Below are 23,363 nucleotides of genomic sequence, written 5' to 3'. Positions count from 1 at the left end.
GGGCGACTGCTCACTCGAAGACCGAATCGAACGTCCGCGCCCCGAGGGGGTCGAACGTGCCGGCCGCGACGTTCTCCGCGACGTGTTCTACCGACGATGCGCCGACGAGCGCCGCGGTCACGCCGGGCGCGCTCCGCGAGAAGTTGAGCGCCCGCTGAGCCGCCGTGTCGCCCGCGAGCACCGAGTTCACCGACGCCGGAATCTCGGCGGCGAGGTCGCCCTGCGCGAGGCTGGCGCTCGTGAAGGCGTGCAGGCCGTGTTCGTGGGCGTACCAGAGCGCGCTCATCGCCTCGCCCGCGTCGGTGTCGTGGGCCTCGACGGTGAACGCGTCGGCCATCACGACGTTGAACGGGAGCTGAATCGCTTCGAGCGAGTGGTCGTCGTTGCCGACGGTCTCGGCCGCGCGCTCCGCCCGACGGACGAGTTCGGGCAGCGACAGGTAGGCGTCGTGGTCGGGTGCGACCCGGAGCGCCTCCCACGTTGCGACGCCGTACCGACCGATGTCGGCGGCGGCGACCCGGCGTTCGAGCACCTCGAAGGCGGCCTCGACGCGGTCGTACACCGTCTCGCGGTCGGTGACGGCCAACTGCGTCTCGGGGTTGTGGAGGTAGTAGCAGTCGACGTGGTCCAGTCCCGTCAGGTCGAGCGAGCGGTCGACCATCTCGTCGACGAAGGCGGGCGCGATGGTGTGACTGCCGTGTGCGAGTTCGTCGGGGTCGGCGAGGCCGGCGTCGAGGACCGTCTCGCGGACGTACGCGCCGGGGTCGTCGGGGCGCTCGCGGTCGAAGGGGACGAACCCGGCCTTCGAGGCGACGACGACGGCGTCGCGGTCGACGTCGGCCCCGCGGACCGCGTCGCCGACGACCCGCTCTGCGCGCCCGTGACGGTAGTTCGACGCGGTATCGACGAGGTTGACGCCGTGTTCGAGCGCGGAGACGAGCGACTCGCGGTAGCGGTCGTCGACCGCGTCGGTCGGCTCGCCGAGGTAGGTTCCGATGCCGATACTGGAGACGACGCCGGGGCCGAACCGGCGGTAGAAGGTGCGGCCGAAACTGTCGCCGAACCGGTCGCGGTAGGCCCACGTCGCCCGTCCTGTTGCCATGGGCGGGGCTACGGCGGCCGGCTGTTAAGGGCCACCGGTCCGGGTCCGCGATAGTGGTCCCGGTCCGGTCCGATTCGGTCCGGTCCGAGAGTCAGATATCGCCCGACAGCGCCTCGAAGATGTGTTCGACGAGTTCGTCGCGGGGGACGGACTCGCCGTTGCCGCCGTCGGTGACGGCGTCAGGCCGGATTATCTGGCCGCCGCCCATCCGGGCGTGACCGCCGGCGCTCGCCCCGCGGTAGTGGTCGAGCGCGGATTCCAGCGTCCGGCCCATGTGGACCCGGTCGTCGCGGGAGCGCCCCGAGAGGTAGACGTTGCTCTCGCGTTCGCCGCAGACGACGGCGGCGGTGACGCCCTCCAGTTGGATGAGTTCGTCGGCCGCCTGCGGGATGGCGTCGACGTTCGAGATGGTGCCGATGTCGGCGACGGCGAAGGGGCCGCGCACGTCGCGGCCGGCGATGGCGCGGGCTTTCGCCTCCAACACCTCGCGGGAGACCTCGGGGTTGGCGATGCGGTCGAGGTGGTCCTCGTTGACGCCGGGAAAGAGGAAGCCGGCGGCGTCGAAGTCGGCGGCCGAACAGCCCGCAGTGAGGTGTTTGGTGTCCGTGAGAATCCCGTAAACGAGGCCCGTCGCGACCTGCGAGGGGACGGTGTACGAGGCGTTCACCTCGCTTGCGTGCATGTCCGGCGGGACGGGTTTCGCGCCCACGTCGCGGAAGTACTCGGCGACGATGCTCGAACACGCGCCGTAGTCGGTCCGCACGTCCGTGAAGGCCTCGCCGGTCCCGTCGCCGGGATGGTGGTCGACGACCGCGTAGGGGAGGATGCCCTCCGCGCCCGCGAAGCCGCGGGGTTCGTTGTGGTCGACGAGGACGACCGCCTCGGCGGCAAGGTCGCTCACGTGGTCGATTGGGTCTAAGTCGAGGTCGAGAACGGTTCGGAACGCGCGATTTTCTTGGTGTCGAATCTGGCCGGCGAACTGGATGGTCGGTGTGGTGCCGACCTGTTCTGCGAGACAGGCCACGCCGATTGCCGCGGCCATGGCGTCGGGGTCCGGGTTCGGGTGCATGAGGACGGCGATTTCGTCGACGCCCTCCAGCGCCTCAGCGAAGCGCGTGCCCATCGGCCGCTTGAACCGAATCGCGGCGTAGACGACGAGCGCGAGGGCTCCGAGCGCGACGACGAGCGCCGCCGCGACCTCGGGGTGAGTGCGCACGAACGAGTCGAGAGACTCGAAGATAGCACCCGTGTCGAACTGCCCCACCGGACCGAACATACACAACACGACCGGGGCCTACCGTATGAATATTCCCCCTAATCGAGCTGTCCCGAGTGACAGAATTTCGGCGGTTCGAACCTGTCGTCCCCCGAATACGGTCAGTCGCCGTCGGCTCGGTAGGCGTCGATTGCCGCCCGGTAACCCTCCCGATACGTCGGATACGCGAACGAATAGCCGAGTTCGCGGAGGTAGTCGTTCGAGCAGCGCTTGCTCGTCAGGATGCGGCGACGGGCGGCCTCCGAGAGGTCGCCCGCGTCGAGGCGTTCTTCCTTCGTGCGCTTTTCGGGGCGCGGGACGCCGCACTCGTCGGCCAGCCAATCCGCGAACTCGTGTTTCGAGACGGGTTCGTCGTCGACGACGAGGACGGTGTCGTCGCGGGCGCGGTCGGTTTCGAGGAGGGACGCGACGGCGCCCGCGGCGTCGTCCCGGTGGACCATGTTGAGGTAGCCCGCCGTGACCGGGCCGGTCAGATAGCGGTCGAGTCGGTAGCGGCCGGGGCCGTAGAGGCCGGCGAACCGGGTGACGGTCCCCTCGATTCCCCGCTCGGCGGCGTGCTCGCGGGCGACGCGCTCGGCCTCCGCGAGGACGCGCGTCTTGTCGGTCGTCGGGTTCAGCGGCGTCGATTCGTCGACGAAGTCGCCGCCGTGGTCGCCGTAGACGCCCGTACTCGACGTGTAGACGAGGCGCTCGGGCGGCGAGTCGCGGGCGGCGAACTGGTCGATTGCCGTCCGGAGGCCCTCGACGAAGACGGTCCGGGCGGCGTCGGCCCCGCGGCCGCCGGAGCTCGCGGCGAAGACGACGTGGTCCACGTCGGGGACCGCTCCGAGGGAGTCGGCGTCGGTCACGTCGGCGCGAACCGCTTCCGCGCCGGTGGCTTCGACGGCGTCGAGGCCGTCGTCGGAGCGGCGGACGCCCCACACGTCGTGGCCGTCGGCGACGAGCGTGCGGGCGAGTTCGAGGCCGACGTAGCCGCAGCCGAGGACGGCGACTCTCATCGCTCGTTTCGGACGGCGATGACGTGGTGGATGGCGGCCAGTTCGTTCAGCGTGGCGGCGGTGCGGCCCTCGATGGCCTGCTGAATCTCCTGTCCGGAGAGGTCGAGGTCGACCTCGGACGCGAGCGTGTCCACGTCGAGGATGCCGCTCGTCATGCCCATGAGGAGGTGGTCGCGGAACTCCCAGACGATGGCGTCGGCGTCGGGGTTGTCGTCGGCGAGTTCGAGGACGGCGGCGGCCTGTTCGAGCGTGAGGTCCAACACGCCGTTCGAGAGCGCGGCTTCCGAGACGCCCGCGGCCTCGGCGGCCGTCTCCGGTCCGGCGGCGTCGACTGCGCGGCGAATCTCGTCCTCGTAGGCGGCCCGCAACTCGTCGGCCGAGAGGGTTCCGGGCTCCGCGGCGGCGTCGTGCAACATACACCGCGGGTTCGGCGTTCCGGCGGCAAAACGGTTGCCACTCGGGTCGTATTGGCGGCTACTCGTCGAGCGGGCAGTCGGCCGCGACGGTACAGCCGGGGCCGCCCTGCCACCCCTCGGAGCGCTCGTCCGCGTCGCCGTCGATGTCACCGACGCCGACGCCCGACGGCGGCACCGCGACGACGATCGTCGTCTCCACGTCGAACGAGACGCGGTCGCCGCGACCGACCGTCTCGGCGGTGCCGTCGTCGTCCCAGTCGAGGGCGACCGTCGAGCCGTCGCGGGCGTACGTCAGCGACTCGGCGTCGCCGCGGGCGTGGACGCGGAACTGCGCGAACTCGCCGGCGACCGCCACGTCCCAGACGTTGACCGTGGCGTACCAGGAGCCGGGAACGGGCGCGACCGGCATTCCGGCGGGGATGCGCTTGAACGACGTGTCGAACCGCGAGTCGAGCGTGTCGTTCAGGCGGTCTGCGACCGCGTCCTCGGTCGCGCTCATCGCCGCATCGGTCGCGGTGTCGGAGACGGCCTGCTGGCGGGCGGTCCGCGTCGTCTCGACGGTCCGGTTCGTCAGCCGCTGTGGGACCGTCGTCGAGCGGTCGCTGCGAACGGCTCGGAACGCATCGTCGAGGCGGAGTTCGAGGAGGTCGGCCTCGACGGTTCCCGGAGCGGCGGCCTCGACGGCGATTGCGCGCGCCGCGGAGCCGTTCGTAATCGCCAGCGCCCGATGAGCCGGGTCGTCCCACGCGCCGAGCGAGCGCTCCAAGATTCGCTGGCGCTCCGTCACGGAGTGGTTGGTGTGGTCGCGAAGCGTGTGGCGGGCGGCCTCCTCCGCGGGAACGACCGACCGGTCGACCGCGGTTTCGAGCCTGTCGCGGCGGTCGGCAAGCGTCTCGTTCGTTGCGTTCGTGTTTTCGAGCGTCGAGTCGGCCGCGAGGAGCGTGCGGGCCGCGACGCGGAGGGGAACGCGGCGGTTCGCGCCGAACAGCGGTTCGAGAACCGTGTCGGCGGCGTCGCCGTAGGGGAGCGTAAACAGGTTCGTGTTGCGGGCGACGAGCGGGTGATACGTGCCGCCCCGGGCGACCGTGGGGACCGCAGCGCCATCGAGGCCGCCGAGCGAGAGGTACATCGGGTCCGCGTCGGGGACGAATCTGACGCCGCTTTCGTTGGCAGTTCCGTTCGCGCCGTCGGCTCGCGAGTCACCGAGCGCCGCGCGGGCGACCTCCTCGGCGCGGACCGCCTCCGAGAGCGAGCCGAACTCCGCGTCCTTGCTCTCGTTGTTGGCCGCGTCGCTCGCCGCCGCGGTCTGGTTCGCCCGGCGGTCGAGCGTCGCCAGCACGCGGTCGAGGTAGGTCGCGCGAACCGCGACGCGAGCCCGGTCCGCGACGCCGTCGTAGGCGGCCGGCGCGTCCACGAGGTCGCTGCGGTCGGCGCGGAGGTCGGACGCGAGCTCTGCGGCGGGGTTCACCTCGCCCGCGGCGACTCGCCGCGCAGACACCGTCACGCGCCGGTCTCTGACCCGGTCAGCGAGCGCGATGAGGTCCGAGCGGACCCAGCGGTCGAGGCCGGCTGCCATCGGTGCGGTCGTCTGTCGCGGTTCGGGCGGGGTGCCGGTCACAACATCGCAGGCGATGTCGTCGAAGCCGCCGCGCGTCACGACCATGTCGGCGGCCGCGTCGGCGGCCGCGGCGAAGTTTTCGCCGTCGAGCGCGCCGCCGGAGGTGGCCGCGGGGTCGATGGGTCGAACGGGGGCTGAGACGGCGGCCGGGTCGACGACGGCCGCGAGGTCGACGCGCGTCCTCGTCTCCGTTCGCGCTTCGGTCTGGAGCGTTTCGTTGCCCCGGCGGAACGTTCGAGTGGTCGTCTCGACCGTCGTCACGATGCGGGAGCCGGCGTCGACGACGACGGTGTCGGCGTCGACCGCCGGAGTTCGCGTCGGCACCGTCTCGGCCGACGACGACGTGTCGGTCGAGATGCTGACGAGTGTCCATCCGCGTCCGGAGTTCTCCGGCGGGTCTTCGGTCCGAGAGAGAACGTCCGTTTCGGCGTCGATTTCCACCCCGGCGCGGTGGGCGTCCGCGACCACGTCGTCGTAGGCCGGCGCGTCGCCGCGGCCGTCGAGGAGGCCGACAAGCGCGTGGTCGGCGGCGGAGCCGACGGAGGCGTTGATGGTCCGGTTCGTCGGGACCTCGCTCGCGGGCGACTCCGCGTCCGGGTTCGGTGCGGGGAGCGCGTTCGCCAGTTCGGGCGCGGCGGGGGCGCCGGTCTGCGAGAGCAGGCTCTGGGCACCGACGCGGACGGCGTCGCGGCCGGTCGCGCCGCGGGCGTCGGCGTCCGTCGCCCCGAACGCCTGCTGTTCGGCGAGGAGGACGCCGGCGTTCGTCGCCAGCGCGGCGTGGTCGTTCGAGACGACGTTGTCCACGGGCGCGCCGGCGTACTGGCTCCAGCCGCGGGTCCACGCCGAGGCCCACAGCGCGGTCGTCACCGTCGCGTCGAGCGTCCCGCCGTCCAGCGCGTTCGCGTCGAGGCGGCGCTCGAAGGATTCGGTCCGGTCGTGGAGCGCGAGGACCGGCGTCCGGACGCCGACCGTCGTAGTGACTGAGTCGGCGGCGACGGTGCGGCCGCCGCGGGCGACTTCGACGGAGACGTTCTCGACGGTCGCGACGAGGACGGTTCCGTTCTCGCGACTCGATATGGAGACGCGGTCCATCGCGTCTCGCAGGCTCGACTCGTTCGTCGGTCGCGGCAGGGTCGCGGTCGCGTTCACGTCGCCGCGGCCGACCGAGACGGCGCGGAGCCGCTCCGTCGCGGCCAGCGCGATGCGGAGCCGAAGATAGTCGCGGAAGGTGTGCTCGTCCGAGAGCAGTCGCCCGGCGGTCGTGTTCGCGGGCGAGGTGACGGGGTTCGCCGCGGCCTCGCGCGCCGCGTCGCCGACGGCCGCGCGGACGGCGGCGTCGGCCTGCGCGGTCGCGCGGTCCATCGCGTCGTCGACGCGGCGGTCGGCCACGGGGTCGTGGGCCGAGAGCGCGCCGGAGAACGTCGCGCTCCCGACGAGCAGTAACACGCCGAGCAGGGCGAACGGAACCCGCCCCCGGTCGTCGGCGGCGAGTCTCACGGCGACCACGTCCTGACGACGACGGTGACGCGTCCCGCGGAGACGGCCTCGGCGGCGGCGCGCGGGGTGTCGTACCGGGCGCGCATCGTCTTTGCGAACCGCGGATTCAGCGCCGCGGCGAGGTCGGCGTTGGCGGCGCGAGTCTCCTCGCGGGCGACCTCGGGCGCGACGGAGGCCCCCGCCAGCGCGCCGGCCCGCTCGTAGCGGTGAGCCATCAGCGTCGATACCGGCTCGTCGCCGCGGAGCGCGAGCCGGGCGAGCGTCGGCGGGAACAGCCCGGCGACGGTCCGGTCCGCGACGAGCCGAGCGACGGCGTCGAAGCCGTCGTCGCTGGCGGCGATGGCGTCTTCGCGCGCTGCGGGGAACCCGCTCGGCACGTCGAGCGTCGCGGAGTGAACCGTCGCCGAGGACGGCGGCTCGGGACCGAGCGTGTCGTTCGCGCGGACGGACGAACCGGGGAACGGCGTCCACGAGACGGCGACGGAGACGCCGCGCGTCGGGAGTTCGGAGGCGACGCGGGCGGCGGCCCGCTTCCGGAAGTCGTCGCGGGCGCGGGTCAGGCGAACGCCGTCGACGGTGACTGCGCCGAGCGTCGAGCGGGCGAGGAGTCCGGCGAGGCTGCCGTGGGCGGTCCGTTCGAGTTCGCGGGCGTCGATGTCGTCGGCATCGAGCAACGACGGGTCGGCCGCGTCGACGCCGGGTGAAAGCGAGTAGTTGACCGTCGCGGTGCTCGTGGCCAGCGACGAGGCGACCCCGTCGGCGTCGACGGCGGCATCGCCGTTGAGGCCGGTGTCCGCGCCGGCGTCCGCGGTGACGACGAGGCCGATGCTCGCGCTCACGAGGAGTAGACACACCGTCACGTCGAAGACGAGGTCGGTCATCGCCACACCTCGACGCGGAGCGTGCCGAAGCCGACGCGTCCGGGCTCGGCGCGGACGGTGACCCGAGTCGAATCGGTGTCGGCGTCGGCGGGCGCGTCGGGGCCGACGGCGCGGCGGTCGTCGTCGACGGCGACGACGACGCGGCAGGAAAAGCCGTCCGGACAGGCGTCACGGGCGTCGGAGAGCCGCGAGAGGACGACGACGCCCGAGTCGTCTTCGAGCGCGGACTCGACGTTCGACAGGGTCGCGGACGCGAGGTCGCGGTCGGCGGTCGGCATCGACTCGTCGAGCACCGTCGCGTAGCCCGAAATCGCCGCGCAGACGACGAGCAACGCGGTGAGCGCGGCGACGGGCGAGGCCTGTGCTCTACGCCGAGACGACGGTGACATCCGTTCCCTCCCAACTGACGTGGCGGACGACGAGCAGTTCGCTGGCGGGCCGCCACGAGGCGTCCCGGTCGCGTGCGGTCTCGGCCGCGGCGTCGAACTCGGCGGCCGTGTCGAAGACGGCGCTCGGGGGTGCGCCGCGGGCGACCGAGCCGAGTCGAGAGTCGGGGGTTGCCGGCGTGACCGGGCCGAATCCGAACGTGGCGTGCGCCGCGCCGCCGTCGTTTCGGAGCCCGATGCGGTGCGGGCCGATGCGGACGGCGTCGGCGTCGAGGTCGTGTTCGGCGGTCGCGTCGTAGTCGGCGACGGCCACGGTATCGACGGCGTCCGCGACCCCCGAGGCGTCGGGTGCGGGCGTCACCGGGAGGCCGGCGACCGTCCCGATGAGGACGGTCGCGGCCACCGAGAGCGCGGTCCACGTGTAAAGCGTATCGAGCGGTGCGTCGAGCATAGACCGGGGTGGTCCCGTCCGGGTATATAAACCTCAGCACGAACTCGCGGCGGCTCAGACGAGCGTCCCCGCGGCGGCGAACGCGACGGCGAACGTCGCCGTCGCCGACACGAGCGCGCGGCCGACGCGGGAGGCCACGAGGTGGCGGTCGAGGCCGTGTTCGACGCCGACCGAGAGCGTCGTCAGAATGACCGCCGAGAGGAGGACGTACGCGCCGACGGCGAGTCCGAGGTCGGCGGTCGAAAGCGGCGTTGCGACGGCGGTCTGGTCGAGCGTCTTCGCGGGGGCCATCCCGTCGGCGAGCGCGACGGTCGCGCCGGCGACGAGCGGCCCGAAGACGGCGGCCGTGTTCGACAGCGTCTCCGTGACCGAGGCGAGTTCGCGGCGGGCCTCGGCGTCGAGTCGGGACAGCGCGGAGAGCTGGTCGGCCATCGAGACGATGGCGCGGCCGGCGGGGCGGCCCTCGCTGGCGGCGAGGCCGAGGAGCGTCGCCACGCCCGCGACCCGGGGGCTCGGCGTCGATTCGAGGACGCCGTACTCGCCGCGGAACGACTCGACGACGCCCACGCGGAGGCGACGCTGGACGCCGACGGCTTCGTCGAGCAGGTCGCCGGTTTCGCCCGGGACCGAGGTCGCCGCGCGGGCGAGCGCGGATTCGACGGCTTCGCCCTCGCTGACGGCGCGTCCGACGAGGTAGAGCGCGTCGGGGAGGCCGTCTTCGACCGCGCGGACGCGGGCTCTGAGCGCCACGACCGGGCGGGCCGCGACGAACAGCGCGGTTCCGGTCCCGAGGCCGGCGGCGGCGAGCGGCGCGAGCCACGGTGCGACGAGCGCGTCGGCGGCGACGAACCCGACGATGCCAGCGACCGCGCCACCGGCGACGCCGAGGAGTCGGTGGTCATCGACCGCGGGGTGGGACGCATCGACCGAGAGCGGCGCGAACGCGACCGGCCGGCGGACGAGCACCCACCCGACGGCGGCGAGGAGGCACGCGGGAAGCGCCACGTCGTAGACGAATGCGACGTGCGCGGCGGTGACGCCGACGCCGGCGACGCGGGCGGCGGGGAGCGCGCCGACGAGCGCGAGCGGGAGCAGGACGCCGAAGGCGTAGACCGCCGTCACCGGCCCGCGGACGGAGCCGACGAAGTCGGCGAGGCGGTCGCGGGTTCCCTCGCGAACGACCTCGTGGGCGCGGTCGAGGGCGCGGTCGCGCTCGCCGGCGGGAACGTCCGCGGCGGTCTGCAAGAGCGCGGTCGAACGGTCGAGCGCCGGGAACCACGCGCGCCACGCGTCGGCGAACGCGGAGAGTCCCGCGGTCGGCGTTCCGCGGGCGCGGTCGGTGTGCGCGGCGAGCGAGGTCGAAAGCGGGTCGTCGCCGCCGCGCGCGGCGAACGCGCTGGCCCGCTCGACGGAGGGCTCGATGCGCATCCGAAGCGCGATGCGGCCGACGAGTTCCGGCGCGTTCCCGAGCGCCCGCGTCCGGCGGAGCGTCGCCAGCCAGACGGGGAGCGTGTGAACCGCGTGGGTCGCGCCGAGCGCGGCCGCGAGCGCGACGAAGACGACGGTGACGGTCGGAAGTCGAGCGACGAGGGCGACGAGTCCGCCGAGCAGTCCGGCGGGGAGCGCCGCGCCGTAGCCCGCGGCGACGACCGTCTCGGGAGCGAGGTCCGAATCGAGAAACGCGAGTGAGCGGCGGAGTTCGTCGCTCGGCTCGGCCTCGATGGAGTCGGGCGAGAGCCGCGCGAGCGTCGTCGCGGCCGTGCGGACCGCCGGATTCGAGTCGGGGTCCGCGGACGCATCCGTGTCCGGGTTCAGCATCCCGAACCACGCTCCGCGCGGGCCGCGGCGAGGTCGTCTGGAGCCGTCCGCTCCGTCTCGGCGAGCGAGGCGAGGTGAGTGGCGCGGGCGTCGAGCGCATCGAGCACGTCCGCGTACGACTCGCCGGGGCGGGCCAGGGATTCGACCGCGAGGCTGTCGCCGCGCGCGACCGACCCCGTGGGTTCGAGGGCGCGCCCGTCGTGTTCGAACAGCGTCTCGAACGCCGCGTCGTCGCCGACGGGGCGGACCTCTTCCACGCGGGCGACGCGGTGTTCGTCAGCGTGTTCGCAGGTGACGACGAGGTCGGTGGCGGCGAACGACGACGCCGGGACGCCGAGGTCGGAGACGACGCGCTCGCGCACGTCGGCGGCCCCGTCGCCGTGAATGGTTCCGAGGACCGCGTTGGCGTTCGCGCCCACGCGCATCGCCTCGTAGAGGACGGCGGCCTCCTCGCCCCGGACTTCGCCGAGCGCGAGCGCGCCGTCGCCCAGTCGGAGCGCCGCGTGGAGCGCCTCCTGCGGCGTCGGCTCCGGGCCGCCGGTCGTGTCGGTTCGGAGCGACTGTACGTCGCGGTCGGCGTCAAGCAGGCTCGACGCCGGCAGCTCCGGCGTGTCCTCGATGAGCACCGTGCGAACGTCGCGCGGGAGTTCCCACAGGAGCGAGCCGAGGAACGTCGTCTTGCCGGCCCCGCGGGAGCCGGCGACGAGGAGCGAGGCCCCGCGTTCGACCGCGAGCGAGCAGAGCGCCGCGGCGTCGGCCGACAGCGTCCCGTTGGCGACGAGCGCGGGGAGCGTCAGCGGCGTCTCGTCGTGGCGGCGGAACGCGAAGCCCAGTCCGTCGCTGGCGGGCGCGGTCACGCCCGCGACCCGGACGTTCGCGCCGCCGGCCTCGACGACGGTGTCGAGCGTCGGGTCGGCGCGGGAGAACGACGCGCCGCTCACGCGTCGCAGGCGGGAGGCGAGCGACTCCGCGCCGCCGGGCGCGAGGCGGACGTTCGTCGGCATCGAGACGCCGTCGGCGACGACGCGAATCGGGTTCTCGTCGGCGGGCGTCGAGACGTACACGTCCGAGACCGCGGGGTCCGAAAACAGGTCGTCGAGAACGCCGTTACCCGTGGTGTGCTTCGCCAGAATCGCCGCGAGCGTCTCGACCGGGGCGTCCGCGTCCGCGGCGAGTCGGACGGCGCGACCCGGCGCGCGGGGGCCGGCGTCGACGATGCCGCGGGCGAGTCGGTCGTGGGCGGCTTCGAGCGTCCGCGCGGCGCGCTGGTCGAGCGTCGATTCGGGCGGCGTGAGATGGTAGACGGGGCCGCGCGGGCACTCGTAGCGGCGGGCGACTGCGCCGGTGTCGAGGTCGGTCGCCTCGACGAGCCGCCCGTCGGCCGGTGGACGGGGGTCGACGCGAGAGCGTGCGAGCGTCGGTCCGACCACCGCCCGGAGTGCGTCGCCGTAGTCGGCGCTTCGGGACGCGCCCTCCGCGAGCCCGGTCTCGACGGCGGCGCGGCGGACCGGCCCGGCGCGACCCGTCGCCTCGTGGGCGGCTCCGAGCGGGTCCTCGCGGGCGCGGTCTGCGAGGCGGTCGTCGCGGAAGCGGACGCGCTCTGCGAACCGGCCGGCGGCGACGAGCAAGCCGGTCGCGTCGGCGTCGTACCGGCGTTCGAGTCCGTCGGCGCGGACGACGAGTCGGTCGGCGTCGCGGGTTTCGAGCGCCTCGACGACCGCCGCGCGGCAGGGGGCCGAAGTCGAGAGCGACCCGCGGTGCGGGCAGTCGCCGGCGTCGACCGCGAGCGTCACGGTGTCGTCGTCGGGGCGGTCGGTGGGCGTCGAGAAGGCGGGTTCACAGCCGCAGTCGCCGGCGGAGTCACGGGAGTCGCGCTGGCTGCCGGTCGCGTCGGCGAGCCGGTCGCCGAGCGCGTCCGGGAGCGCCGCGGCGACGGTTTCGGAGAGGGAGTCGATGGAAGGTGAGCCGAGGGGCATACGGGGTCGTGGTCCCGTCCGGGTATTTGAACCTACGCCGCCGACTGGTTGGCCGTCGCGGGGGCGATGACGACGACAGAACCGCCCGCAGCGGCTTCGAGCGTCAGCCTGAGTCGATGCTCGCCCGGTCCGAGGGCGAGTCGGTCGCCGGCGACGCGAGTCCGAGGACCGCCGACGCGACGGACGACAGTCAAGCCGGTGGTGACACTCGCCGACAGTTCGACGCCGTCGCCGCCGCGAACCGTGAGGTTGGAGACACCGGCGGCCCGCCACGACCCGGACGGAACGTCGAGGACGACGTGCCGCTGCGCGCCCGCGACGCCGGCCGGCGTCGGGTCTTCCGCGGCCGAAAGCGTCGTGGCGGCGTGCGCGATATCGTCGGCCAGCGAGCCGATTTTGACCGTGGTCGCGTCCGCTCTCGCCGCGTCGGCCGCCGGGAAAACGACGCCCGCGATGGCGACCGCGAGCAGACACGTCAGAACGACGCGAATCACAGCGCGTCGCGGAGGCGGGCGGCCAGTCCACGGTCGGCGGAGTCGCCGCGGGAATCGGTGGGTGCGCCGGAATCGGGAGCGGCGCGAGACTCGGGTGAGGGGGTGGCGGTGCCGGTTCCGAGACCGGTCTCCGCGGCGCGCTGGGAGCCACTACCGTCACCACCGTCGGTAGTCCGTCCGGCGTGCGACGCCGCTTCCGAGGCGAGCGCGTCGGTCGACCGCGAGGGCGCGGGCGACGCCGTCTCGTCGACGAGTTCCGATTCGAGCGACTCGGCCTTGGCGAGCGCGGCGTTCGCCCGGCGTTCGACGTCTTCGTTGACCGCGCGGACGCCGCCGAGGTAGCCGCGCATCGCCTGCGTCGCGGCGTCCATCTCGTCGAGGCGGTCGGTGAGCGACTCGACCGCCGATTCGAGTTCGGTGACCCGGCGTTCGATGGCCGCGAGGTCTTCGAGCGACGAGAAGTCGGCGTCGCCGTCGGTGATGGTGCGCTCGACCGCGTCGAGTCGCGCGGCGAGGTCGGCGGTGCGGTCGGCCGTACGGTCCGCCGTGGGCGGGGCGCTGGAAGCGGGCGAACCGAGTTCGGTGTCGACAGCGGCGTCGGAGCGAGTTGGGTCGGTCGTCATAGACCGGCGTGGTCCCGCCATCCGTCATAAAGCTCCGGGCCAGCACCCGAGTCGAACAGCCAGATGAGATAACAGTCCCCATGTGAGGAATGTTCAAGGGGGTCGCCGGAGTGAATCATGTATGAAAACCGTCCTGATTGGTGTGGGGCAGGCGGGTGGGAAGCTCGCGTCGGCGCTCCAGTCGTTCGACCGGCAGATGGGCTTCGGCGCGGTGCTCGACGCGGTCGCGGTGAACACCGCGAAAGCGGACCTCCAGTCGCTTCCCGTCGAAACCGTACTCATCGGCCAAGACCGCGTCAACGGCCACGGCGTCGGCGGCGACAACGAACTCGGAGCCGCGGTCATGGAGTCGGACCAGACCGAGGTCATGTCCGCCCTCGACGGCCGCGTGACGGCCGAGGCGGAGTCGATTTTCGTCGTCGCCGGCCTCGGCGGCGGCTCCGGGTCCGGCGGCGCGCCCGTCCTCGCGAAGGCGCTCGCCGGCGTCTACGACGTGCCGGTGTACGTCCTCGGCATCCTGCCCGGGGCGGACGAAGGGGCGCTGTATCAGGTGAACGCCGGCCGGTCGCTCAAGACCGTCGCCCGCGAGGCCGACGCCGTCCTCCTCGTCGACAACGACGCGTTCCGCTCGGCCGGCGAATCGATGAGCGAGGGCTACGACGCCATCAACGAGGCCATCGCTCGCCGCGTCGGCTTGCTTCTCGCGGCCGGCGAAGCCACCGAGGGCGTCGGCGAGAGCGTCGTCGACACCTCCGAGGTCATCAACACCCTCCGTTCGGGCGGTATCGCCGCGCTCGGCTACGCGAGCGCCGAGGCCTCCCCGAACGCCGAGGACAACATCAACGCGGTCATGAGCACGACCCGCCGGGCCGTCCTGACGGGGACGAGCCTGCCCGACGCGAGCGACGCGGACGCCGCGCTGGTCGTCATCGCCGGCGAGCCCGACACCATCCCGCGGAAGGGCGTCGAGCGAGCGCGTCGCTGGGTCGAAGACGAGACCGGCAGTATGCAGGTCCGCGGCGGCGACTTCCCGCTGGAGAGCGGCCGACTCGCGTCGCTCGTCCTCCTCGGCGGCGTCGAGCGCTCCGAGCGGGTCGAGTCGTTCATGGAGCGCGCCCGCGAGGCCATCGACAAGGCGGAGACCGAACCCCGAGAAGACCCCAAAGGGATGTGGCACAGCGACGACCTCGACGACCTGCTGTGACAACCGACCCCTGTCGTTTGCGACACGAACGACCAACAAACGAGTCATTTTAAAGACGGTTGTCCATCGATTCCGCGACGACTGCCCAGTCTGCGAATACTTTTTCCGTCTCCCTTCCCATCCGTGGTATGTGTTAACAATATCTTCTCTCGGGGGCGCGAAACGATGCACGTGAGAACTGACTCGGCACAACGCCGGAGTCGCCATGTCTGAGTCGGCCTCGGACCCGCTCCGGCGAAGTATCGAAGTCGAGTACTGGGTCGTCGAGGAAGACGGGTCGTTCACCGACCCGGGTGGGCTCGTCGACGCCTCACCCGGGGCCGAACGGGAGTTCGTCGAGCCGGTGTTGGAGGTGAAGACGACGCCGTGCGACTCGGCGGCCGAGTTGCGCAAAGAGCTGTACGAACGGCTCGGCGACGTGCTCTCGCGGGCCGAGGAAGTCGGCAAGCGACTCGTCCCGCTCGCCACGCCGGTCAGCGACGAGACGGTGACGGAACTGGAGAGCGACCGGACGCGCATCCAGAACCGCGTCGTCGGGTCGGACTTCCAGTACGCGCGGCACTGCGTGGGGACGCACGTCCACGTCGAACAGCGCCCCGGCCGCGAAATCGACCAGTACAACGCGCTCGTGGCGCTGGACCCCGCGCTGGCGCTCGTGAACTCCTCGCCGTACTACGACGGGAAGCGGTTGGCGGCGGGCGCGCGGTCGAAGCTGTACCGCCGGATGACCTACGACGACGTGCCGCATCAGGGTCGGCTGTGGCGCTACGCCGACGACACGCGGGAGTGGTCGCGCCGCCTCGAACGCCGGTTCGAGGAGTTCCTCGTGCGCGCCGAGGAGGAGGGCGTCGACCGGGCGACCATCGAGGCGAACTTCGACCCCGAGAGCGCGATTTGGACGCCGGTGCAACTCAGGGCCGAGTTCGGCACGGTCGAGTGGCGCTCGCCGGACTGTTCGCTCCCGAGCGACGCGCTCAGGCTGGCGAACAGCGTGGCCGACGTGGTACACCGTCTCGACGACGCGACGCTCAGAATCGAGGGCGAGACGGGGCGCGTGACGGACGACCGGGTCGTGCTCCCCGAGTTCGACGCGGTGCTCCGGTACGTCAACGCCGCCATCGAGGACGGCCTCGACTCCGAGACGGTGCGGTCGTATCTCGACCGGATGGGGTTCGACGTGGGTGCGTACAGCCCGGTGTCGCACGAAATCGACGGCCGCGAGACGGTCACGGCCGCGGAGGCGCGGGAGTTGCGACTGACCCACGCCGACCGGCTCGAACGGGACGTTCGGAACGCGGTCCGGCAACGAGAGTGAGAAACCGCCGACCGCTTACTGCTGGATGAGGCTCGCGCCGTCGAGTTCGGTGCGGCTGTACTCGACGTCCATGAGGTCGAGGATGGTCGGGGCGATGTCGTAGAGGTCGGCGTCCTCGATGACCGCGCCGGGGTCGTCGACGTACAGCGTCGCGTTGTCGAACGAGTGCATCCCGTTACGGGGGCCGACGCCGAACACGTCGTCGTGGCCCTTGAAGCCGGACTTCAGGTCGAAGCCGTGGTTCGGGATGACGACGAGGTCGGGGGCGATGTCGTCGTGGTCGCCGCGGAAGGCGTCTTCCTTGACGACGACGCGGTCTGCGACCTTGTTGCCGTCGGGACCTTCGAGCGCTTCGAGTTCCGCCTTGAGTTCGTCGCGGACCGCCTCGTACTCGGACTGCGGGACCGACCCCCGTGGCTCGCGGCCTTCGAGATTGACGAAGAAGCGGCCGGGGATGAGCGAGTACGCCTTCGAGTCCTCGTCGATGTCCGACAGCGCGTCGTGGTCGTCGTCCTCGTAGGAGAGCCAGCCGTTCTCTTCGAGCCACGTGTTGCAGTGGACCTCGTAGTCGAGGGAGGTAAAGCCGTGGTCGGACGCGACGATGAGCGTCACGTCCTCGGGGAGGGCGTCGCGGATGCGACCGAGGTAGTCGTCGACGGTGCGGTAGAACTCCATGAAGGCGTCTTTGTTCTTCCCGTCGCGCTCGTAGTCCTTGAACAGGAAGTGGTTGACGCGGTCGGTCGTCATGAAGACGCCGAAAAAGAGGTCCCAGTCGTCCTGGTCGATGTAGTGCTCGAACGCCTCGTAGCGCCGGTCGAGCGTCTTCCGGGCGTCCTCCATGAACGCGGTCTTGTCCTCGTCGTGACCGAGCTTCGCGTTCACGTCGATTTTGTAGTTCATCTCGGAGAGCGTGTCGCGGAAGTCGTCGGGGTAGGCGGCCTTGTCGACGCCGGGCGAGAGGAAGCCCGAGACCATGCGCTGGACGTTGCGCTGGGGCGGGAACGTCACGGGGACGTTCATGACGGTGGCCTTGCGGCCGGCGTCGGTGACGCGGTCCCAGACGCGGGTGGCCTGCACGTCGCGTCCCATCGGGACGTACGTGTCGTAGGAGCCGACCTCGCGGTCTTGGAAGCCGTAGACGCCGGTCTCGCCGGGGTTGACGCCGGTCGTGAGCGCCGGCCAACACGCCGAGGACTCCGGCGGGACGATGCTGTCGATGTCGCCCGCAGAGCCCTCGTCGGCCAGCGCCGCGAAGTTGGGGAACTCGTCGGGATGCTCAGAGAGGAGAGTGAACGGAACCCCGTCGATGCCGATGAAGGCGACGCGGGGGTGGTCTTTGCCGCGGAGACGGTCGAACAAACCCATACCTCACGGTATCCAAGACGAACCATAAGAAGGTTCGTCTCTCCGCCGGGGCTTGCGACGAGAGACGACGGAGACGCGGCCGCTGTCGGAGAAAGCGGCGAATCTCTCCGGGCGACCGCGGGGCGCTGGCCCGTCGATGACCTGTCAACGTCGAAGCAGGCCCGCAGGAACGACGACGCCGGACGCGTGGCCCAGTCGAGGCACACACCGAACTGGGCGAAGGAGCGAAGTGCCGCGCGGGACAACGACAGGACGTGAAGGAGTTCGAGCGTAAACAGCTCTTGGAGCGCGTCAATCGGGAGGGTGCGACCGTCGGCACGCAGATTCCCGACCGCATCGAGGTCCAAGGCGAGGAGATAGACCTCAGGCAGTTCGTCTTCGAGATAAAGCGTCGCGACACCATCCCGTCGGGGGAGAAAGAGCGCGTCGACCGGGCGAAGCGGAACCTCCGCCGCGAGCGCCTCGAACGGCTCCAACGAATCGAGGACAACGAGGTGAGCTACGACGAGGGGCGGCGACTGGCCGAGGACATCGTCGGCATCGACCGGGCGCTGAACGCCCTCGAACAGCTTCGGCCGGTCGACCTCGAACAGGAGGAACACCGCCAGAACGCCGCGGACCAGAAGCGCTGGATGAACTTCCTGAAGAAGGCGCTGGGCCGCGACGGCGGCAAGGGCAAACGGGGCGGCCGATGAGCCGAAACGACGAGATAGCGACCCTGCTGGAGGAGTTCGCCGACCTGCTGGAGGCGAAAGACGTGGCCTACAAGCCGTCGAGCTACCGCCGCGCCGCCGAGAACGTCCGCGAGCACCCGACGCCCGTCGAGGAACTCGCGGAGGCGGGCGAAGACGCGGTCCAAGAAATCGACCGCGTCGGCGACGCCATCGCCGCGAAAATCGTCGAGTACGTCGAGACAGGTCGCATCGAGGAGCTGGAGGACCTCCGCGAGGACCTCCCGGTCGATATGGCCGGCCTGACGAGCGTCGAGGGCGTCGGCCCGAAGACGGTCGGAAAACTGTACGAGGCGCTCGGCGTGTCCGACCTCGACGACCTCGAAGCGGCCGCTCGCGACGGGGAGATACAGGCGGTCAAGGGGTTCGGCGCGAAGACGGAGGCGAACATCCTCGACGGCATCGAGTTCGCCCGCGAGGCGACCGGCCGCGAACTGCTCGGGAGGGCGCGGCCCGTCGCCGACGACCTGCTCACGTACCTCGGTGACTACGACGCCGTCGGGCGGGTCGAACCCGCGGGGTCGATGCGGCGGTGGCGCGAGACGGTGGGCGACATCGACGTGCTCGCCGAGAGCGCCGACGCCGAAGCCGTCATCGACCGCTTCCTCGCGTGGGACCTCGTCGGCGACACCATCGAGGCGGGCGAGCAGAAGGCGAGCGTCCGGGTGAACGGGATGCGGGTCGACCTCCGCGTCGTCGAGCCCTCGGAGTACGGCGCGGCGCTCCAGTATTTCACCGGGAGCAAGGACCACAACGTCCACCTCCGCAACATCGCCATCGACCGCGGCCTCAAGATGAACGAGTACGGGATGTTCGACATCTCGGACGTGGACGACCCCGACGACGGCCCGCGGGCCGGCACGCGCGTCGCCGGCGACACCGAGGCGTCGATGTACGCCGCGCTCGACCTCCCGCTCGTCCCGCCGGAGCTACGCGAGGACACCGGCGAAATCGAGCGCGCCGCCGACGGCGACCTGCCGGACCTCCTCGCGGAGGGCGACCTCCGCGGCGACCTCCACACCCACACCGACTGGTCCGACGGCGACAACAGCATCGCTGAGATGGTCGCGGCCGCGGCGGAACGCGGCTACGACTACCACGCCGTCACCGACCACGCCACCGGCCCCGGCATGGTCGGCGGCGTCGGCGTCGCGGACGACGACCTGCTCGACCAGATTGCCGAGGTCCGCGCCGTCGCCGACAACGCCGACATCGCGGTGTTCACCGGCGTCGAGGCCAACATCGACGCCGAGGGCGGCATCTCCGTCGCCGACGACGTGCTCGACCAACTCGACGTGGTCGTCGCCTCGCCCCACAGCGCGCTCGACCAAGACCGCGAGACGGCCACCGAGCGACTCGTCACCGCGATGGAACACCCCGCGGTGAACATCCTCGGCCACCCGACCGGTCGGCTCATCAACCAACGGCCCGGCCTCCCCCTCGACTACGAGCGACTCGCGGAGGCCGCCGTCGACAACGGCGTCGCGCTCGAACTCAACGCCAGCCCCTATCGCCTCGACCTGAACGGCGAGGCGCTCAAAATCGCCGTCGAGGCGGGCGCGACCGTCGTCATCGACACCGACGCCCACCGACCGGGTGAACTCGACCACGCCCGCTACGGGGTCCACACGGCCCGTCGCGGCTGGGTCGAGACCGCTGACGTGCTGAACGCGCGGTCGGTCGGGGAACTGTCCGACTTCCTCGCGTGACCGACGACGTTGGAGCCGGCCACCCCGGCACGGTCGCCTCGGGCGTCGAGCGAGCCGCGCCCGGCGACACGGCGCTCCTTCTGGACGTGATGCTCGGCAAACTCGCCACGTACCTGCGGATGTGCGGCTACGACGCCGAATACGCGCTCGACGGCGGGGACGAAACAGAAGACGGAGCGGACGGAGCGCGCGACCCCCGAACCGACCCCGGCGACGACAACCTCCTCGCGCGGGCGGACGCCGAGGGGCGCGTCCTCCTCACCCGCGACGTGCGACTGGCCGAGCGAGCCCCGCGGAACGTCCTCCTCGCCGAGCGGGAACCACTCGCGCAACTCCGCGAACTCGAAGCGGTCGGCTTCGCGGTGTCGCTGGACGAGGAGCCGTCGGGGTGTGGCGTCTGTAACGGCCGCGTGGAGGCGGTCGGCCGCGACGAGCCGGTTCCCGACTACGCGCCCGACCCGGGGGAGACGGCGCTGTGGCGGTGTCGGGACTGCGGACAGGTGTTCTGGCGCGGGAGCCACTGGCGCGACGTGGAAACGAGATTGAACGGCGGAGAACAGTAAGCGGAAACGGTCGGGGCGGTCGGGTCAGACGGGCCGTCCGAGTCGTCGACAGACTACTCGCGGCGGCGCGGGAACCACTCGTCGCAGGCTTCCATGTCCTGCATCATCTCGTCGTGGGCCGCGCAGTAGGGCTTGAGCCCGTCGGAGGTGCGGACGTACTCGAAGTACGTGCAGTTGCCGCAGTAGCGGTCGCCGACGGTGGCGTTCGCCGGGCGGTCGGCGTCGGGGTGGTCGGCCGCGCCGGCCGGCGAGCGCGCGGACTCGGTGGACTGGACGGTGTCGACGCCGGAGCGGTTCGTCGCCGCGCCCGCCGAGCCCGCCGACTGAGTCGCGTCCGCCCCGTCGGACGAGGGCGACGCCGAGGGCTCGACGTCGAGCGGGGTGATGTCCTGCGTCGACGCGCCGCCGTCGGTCGCGCCGGCGCTCGCGGTCGAGGTCGACTGGTTCGTCTGCGTCTGGACGTCGCCGTCGGGCGTGCCGCCGAGGAAGCCGATGCCGCCGAGTCCGCCGCCGCCGGAGTTCTCGACTTCGACGACGCGGGTCTCGCCCTTCTTCGTCACCTGCACCGTGGCCGTGCCGCCCGGGTCGTTCCGCGTCTTGAAGTTGGCGACGCCGACGAACAGACACCAGAACGTCGTGACCGTGCCGAAGAAGTAGACGGCGACGGTTTCGAGCGTGAGGTCGGGGAGGCCGGCCCCGCAGGTCGCGCCGGTCCACTGGCACGGGTACGCGTGCGAGAAGAGCGCGACGCCGAGGACGGCGATGCTCGCGCCGATGAGCGACGCGGCGCGGGTTCGACGGCTCGCGGGGAGGACCGCGAGGACGCCGAGGAAGACGGCGGGAACGCCGATGCCTCCGAGGATGCCCCCGAGTTCGCGCGCTTCGCCGAGGGTCGCCCCGCCGGACGTGTACACGTCGGTGGTCGCGACGACGATGCCCGCGACGACGAGCAGCACGCCGAGGAGGAACCCCCCGAATCCCAGGGACAGCCGTCGGAGACTCGGCCCGCCCCGGCCACCGTGGTACGCCTCCGAAAGACTGGTCATGGCCCCGACTACGAAACCAGCCCCTAAAACGATGCGTCAGACGATTGTCTGCTTCTCGACACGTCGCGGGCTATCGATATCGGCGCGTCGTCCCGTCGGCGCGCCGGCGGTGCGTCGCGGTCGCATGCGAATCTCGAAGGGATTATCATGCGCGGTGGCTAACCCTCGCGCATGGCTGACGAGGAAGCAGACGAGGAACCCGCCGTCGAACTCGGCACGGGCGCGTCCGTCGAAGGTGCGCCGCTCGCGCGCGTCGCCTCCCGACTGACGTGGCCCCAAGAAAAGAGCAGCATCCTGAACAAAGAAGGCGACGCGGTCATCCGCACGCCCGACGGCCCCCAGAGCCTCGAAGACGTGCTCGCCGAGGCCGACGAGACCTACTTCGACACGCGACAGGCCTTCCTCGACGACGTGTTCGACATCGTCGGCCGCGACCCGGTCCAGACGGAATAGCGGTGTTACGCCGCCGGCTCGCCCGCCTCCCGTGGCTCTACCGCGCCCTCATCGTCGGGGGCGTCGTCGGGGCCGCGTGGAGCCTCTGGCCGCTTCCCGCCGGCGACCTCACCTACCGCGCGGTCCACGACGCCCTCCTGTTCATCCTCGTACCCGGAGCGCTCGCGCTCGCCCACGGCCGAAACCTCGGCTGGAACGTCGACCGCGCGGCGCTCCGAAACACGCTTTTGCTCGCGCTGTTCGTCCTCCCCTTCTACCTCGTCGGGTCGAGCCTGCCGTCGATTCGGGCGTACTACCCGATGTGGCACACCTCGACCGCGCTCGCTGACTTCCTCCCGCACGCCGCCCAGCAGCTGCTCGTCGTCGTCGCCGCCGAGACGTACTACCGCGGCCTGCTCTGCGTCGGCGTCCGAGAAATCGGTCGGAAGAGCGCCCTCATCAGTCCGATTCTCTACGCGTTTCACCACGTCGGCAAACCCCCGATAGAGATTCTCCTGTCGGCCCCGACGGACGTGCTGTTCGGCCTCGTCGACTACGAGAGCGACTCGATTCTCCCCTCCATCGTCGCCCACGGCGGCGGCCTCATCCTCTTGGACTGGCTCGTGCTCCACCCGCCGCTGTTCCCGCCCGAGCGAGTCGCCACGGCGCTCCAGTGGCTCCCGATTCCGCTGTGAGCGGCGGACGCGACGAGGCGTTCGTGTGGAGTCGATACACTACCATAGCTTTTCCCCGCCGGGGCGTCAACGGGGAGTCATGGCACTCCCAATCGACCCCAGCGCCATCAAACCGGAAGACATCGGCGAGGAACGCGTCGTTCTCGAGATGGAACACGAGGCGGCAATCGAGCGCGTCCGCGAGGCGTTCACCGACGCCGGGTTCGGTGTCGCCACCGAATTTTCGCCCTCCGAGATGCTCAACGAGAAGGTCGACGCCGGCCGCGACCCCTACTACGTCCTCGGCGCGTGTAACCCGAACATGGCGGACCGCGCGCTCGACGCCACCGACAAGAAGATGGGCGGGCTGTTCCCGTGCAACGTGGTCATCTGGGAGGAAAAGCCGGGTAAGCAGGTCGTCTACCACCTGAGCATCATGCGCGTCGCCCGGCTCATCGGCATCGCACCCGACGACGACGAGATGGCCGACATCATCGCGGACACGGGCGAACTCGTCGAGCAGGCGCTCGCCAACCTCGACGCAGCCGACGCGTAGGCGAGATACCGAGCGCCCTCGGGTGGCTCGACTTACACTCCGTCTCGTGCGTCGAGCGCGTCCGCGATGCGCTTCACGTCGCCGCGAATCTTGTACAGCAGATACAGCGCGACGAGCGCCGCGATTACGGGGAGGAGCGCGAAAATGCCGTAGACGAGGAAGATGATGAGCAGTTCGGGACCGCCGGGTACCTGTAACGGAACCATGCGAGAACGTATCGCCCGACTGTCAA

23 protein-coding genes are annotated in these 23,363 nt (G+C 71.3%); 8 read left to right on the top strand and 15 right to left on the bottom strand.

The annotated features are described in order from the left end of the window. Positions 1-10: 10 nt before the first annotated feature. The 12 genes from E4P24_RS04155 to E4P24_RS04100 form a co-directional block, all read right to left on the bottom strand. Positions 11-1,102: an aldo/keto reductase gene (locus E4P24_RS04155; protein WP_115802269.1), complete on the bottom strand. Its 1,092-nt coding sequence runs from the start codon at positions 1,100-1,102 to the stop codon at positions 11-13. Between the two features lie 91 nt (positions 1,103-1,193). Then, complete coding sequence (locus tag E4P24_RS04150; RefSeq protein ID WP_115891345.1) at positions 1,194-2,378, bottom strand: bifunctional oligoribonuclease/PAP phosphatase NrnA; 1,185 nt, start codon at positions 2,376-2,378, stop codon at positions 1,194-1,196. Between the two features lie 101 nt (positions 2,379-2,479). Next, positions 2,480-3,376, bottom strand: coding sequence for an SDR family oxidoreductase (locus E4P24_RS04145; protein ID WP_008607015.1), 897 nt, complete (start codon positions 3,374-3,376; stop codon positions 2,480-2,482). Further along, positions 3,373-3,792: a DUF5791 family protein gene (locus E4P24_RS04140; protein WP_004064871.1), complete on the bottom strand. Its 420-nt coding sequence runs from the start codon at positions 3,790-3,792 to the stop codon at positions 3,373-3,375. Before E4P24_RS04140 ends, E4P24_RS04145 begins: the two co-directional genes overlap by 4 nt. A 58-nt stretch (positions 3,793-3,850) precedes the next feature. Next, on the bottom strand, positions 3,851-6,916 hold the full coding sequence (locus E4P24_RS04135; RefSeq protein WP_115802267.1) for a hypothetical protein: 3,066 nt from the start codon (positions 6,914-6,916) through the stop codon (positions 3,851-3,853). Beyond that, positions 6,904-7,788, bottom strand: a complete 885-nt coding sequence (locus E4P24_RS04130; protein WP_188148157.1) for a hypothetical protein — start codon at positions 7,786-7,788, stop codon at positions 6,904-6,906. The genes E4P24_RS04135 and E4P24_RS04130 overlap by 13 nt, the downstream gene beginning before the upstream one ends. After that, the gene (locus E4P24_RS04125; RefSeq protein ID WP_013035432.1) at positions 7,785-8,177 is read right to left on the bottom strand and encodes a hypothetical protein; all 393 of its coding nucleotides are present in this window, start codon (positions 8,175-8,177) and stop codon (positions 7,785-7,787) included. Before E4P24_RS04125 ends, E4P24_RS04130 begins: the two co-directional genes overlap by 4 nt. Then, positions 8,155-8,625, bottom strand: a complete 471-nt coding sequence (locus E4P24_RS04120) for a hypothetical protein (protein WP_004064877.1) — start codon at positions 8,623-8,625, stop codon at positions 8,155-8,157. Before E4P24_RS04120 ends, E4P24_RS04125 begins: the two co-directional genes overlap by 23 nt. 54 nt (positions 8,626-8,679) lie before the next feature. Beyond that, the gene (locus E4P24_RS04115) at positions 8,680-10,443 is read right to left on the bottom strand and encodes a pilus assembly protein (protein WP_188148156.1); all 1,764 of its coding nucleotides are present in this window, start codon (positions 10,441-10,443) and stop codon (positions 8,680-8,682) included. After that, positions 10,437-12,419: an ATPase, T2SS/T4P/T4SS family gene (locus E4P24_RS04110; protein ID WP_006600599.1), complete on the bottom strand. Its 1,983-nt coding sequence runs from the start codon at positions 12,417-12,419 to the stop codon at positions 10,437-10,439. The genes E4P24_RS04115 and E4P24_RS04110 overlap by 7 nt, the downstream gene beginning before the upstream one ends. Before the next feature lie 32 nt (positions 12,420-12,451). Continuing rightward, positions 12,452-12,913, bottom strand: coding sequence for a hypothetical protein (locus E4P24_RS04105; RefSeq protein WP_188148155.1), 462 nt, complete (start codon positions 12,911-12,913; stop codon positions 12,452-12,454). After that, entirely contained in the window at positions 12,910-13,536 is a 627-nt protein-coding gene (locus E4P24_RS04100) for a hypothetical protein (RefSeq protein WP_188148154.1), read from the bottom strand. The genes E4P24_RS04105 and E4P24_RS04100 overlap by 4 nt, the downstream gene beginning before the upstream one ends. A 121-nt stretch (positions 13,537-13,657) precedes the next feature. On the opposite strand from E4P24_RS04100, the gene cetZ2 reads away from it, so the two are divergent. Next, positions 13,658-14,740, top strand: coding sequence for a tubulin-like protein CetZ2 (gene cetZ2 / locus E4P24_RS04095; protein WP_004064883.1), 1,083 nt, complete (start codon positions 13,658-13,660; stop codon positions 14,738-14,740). Between the two features lie 205 nt (positions 14,741-14,945). Beyond that, positions 14,946-16,055, top strand: a complete 1,110-nt coding sequence (locus E4P24_RS04090) for a glutamate-cysteine ligase family protein (RefSeq protein WP_115802262.1) — start codon at positions 14,946-14,948, stop codon at positions 16,053-16,055. Positions 16,056-16,070: 15 nt separating this feature from the next. Here E4P24_RS04090 and E4P24_RS04085 read toward each other — a convergent pair whose 3' ends face one another. Next, on the bottom strand, positions 16,071-17,420 hold the full coding sequence (locus tag E4P24_RS04085; RefSeq protein WP_004064887.1) for an alkaline phosphatase family protein: 1,350 nt from the start codon (positions 17,418-17,420) through the stop codon (positions 16,071-16,073). A 254-nt stretch (positions 17,421-17,674) separates the two neighbouring features. Here E4P24_RS04085 and E4P24_RS04080 point away from each other — a divergent pair, with 254 nt between their 5' ends. Genes E4P24_RS04080 through E4P24_RS04070 form a run of 3 tightly spaced genes read left to right on the top strand, consistent with a single transcriptional unit; the run spans position 17,675 to position 20,423 of the window. After that, positions 17,675-18,115: a DUF5788 family protein gene (locus E4P24_RS04080; RefSeq protein ID WP_004044195.1), complete on the top strand. Its 441-nt coding sequence runs from the start codon at positions 17,675-17,677 to the stop codon at positions 18,113-18,115. Then, complete coding sequence (polX, locus tag E4P24_RS04075) at positions 18,112-19,860, top strand: DNA polymerase/3'-5' exonuclease PolX (protein ID WP_188148153.1); 1,749 nt, start codon at positions 18,112-18,114, stop codon at positions 19,858-19,860. The genes E4P24_RS04080 and polX overlap by 4 nt, the downstream gene beginning before the upstream one ends. Beyond that, a complete protein-coding gene (locus tag E4P24_RS04070) occupies positions 19,857-20,423 on the top strand; it encodes a Mut7-C RNAse domain-containing protein (RefSeq protein WP_115802260.1) in 567 nt (188 codons plus the stop codon). The genes polX and E4P24_RS04070 overlap by 4 nt, the downstream gene beginning before the upstream one ends. 53 nt (positions 20,424-20,476) lie before the next feature. Here E4P24_RS04070 and E4P24_RS04065 read toward each other — a convergent pair whose 3' ends face one another. Further along, on the bottom strand, positions 20,477-21,469 hold the full coding sequence (locus tag E4P24_RS04065; protein WP_115802259.1) for a ribonuclease BN: 993 nt from the start codon (positions 21,467-21,469) through the stop codon (positions 20,477-20,479). 171 nt (positions 21,470-21,640) lie between these two features. Here E4P24_RS04065 and E4P24_RS04060 point away from each other — a divergent pair, with 171 nt between their 5' ends. The 3 genes from E4P24_RS04060 to E4P24_RS04050 all read left to right on the top strand — a co-directional run bounded on the left by E4P24_RS04060 (position 21,641) and on the right by E4P24_RS04050 (position 23,131). Further along, the gene (locus E4P24_RS04060; RefSeq protein WP_004064895.1) at positions 21,641-21,922 is read left to right on the top strand and encodes a DUF5789 family protein; all 282 of its coding nucleotides are present in this window, start codon (positions 21,641-21,643) and stop codon (positions 21,920-21,922) included. 2 nt (positions 21,923-21,924) lie between these two features. Beyond that, positions 21,925-22,596 carry a type II CAAX prenyl endopeptidase Rce1 family protein gene (locus tag E4P24_RS04055; protein ID WP_004044200.1) on the top strand — a complete coding sequence of 224 codons (672 nt, stop codon included), beginning with the start codon at positions 21,925-21,927 and terminating at the stop codon, positions 22,594-22,596. A 79-nt stretch (positions 22,597-22,675) separates the two neighbouring features. Next, positions 22,676-23,131, top strand: a complete 456-nt coding sequence (locus E4P24_RS04050; protein WP_004064897.1) for a DUF302 domain-containing protein — start codon at positions 22,676-22,678, stop codon at positions 23,129-23,131. 32 nt (positions 23,132-23,163) lie between these two features. On the opposite strand, the gene E4P24_RS04045 is transcribed toward E4P24_RS04050, so the two are convergent. Next, positions 23,164-23,337 carry a hypothetical protein gene (locus tag E4P24_RS04045; RefSeq protein ID WP_004064899.1) on the bottom strand — a complete coding sequence of 58 codons (174 nt, stop codon included), beginning with the start codon at positions 23,335-23,337 and terminating at the stop codon, positions 23,164-23,166. Between the last annotated feature and the right edge of the window lie 26 nt (positions 23,338-23,363).

The sequence above is a fragment of the Haloferax sp. AS1 genome (genome assembly GCF_014530665.1).
Taxonomy (GTDB): domain Archaea; phylum Halobacteriota; class Halobacteria; order Halobacteriales; family Haloferacaceae; genus Haloferax; species Haloferax volcanii.
This window is presented reverse-complemented; position numbering and strand designations above follow the sequence as displayed.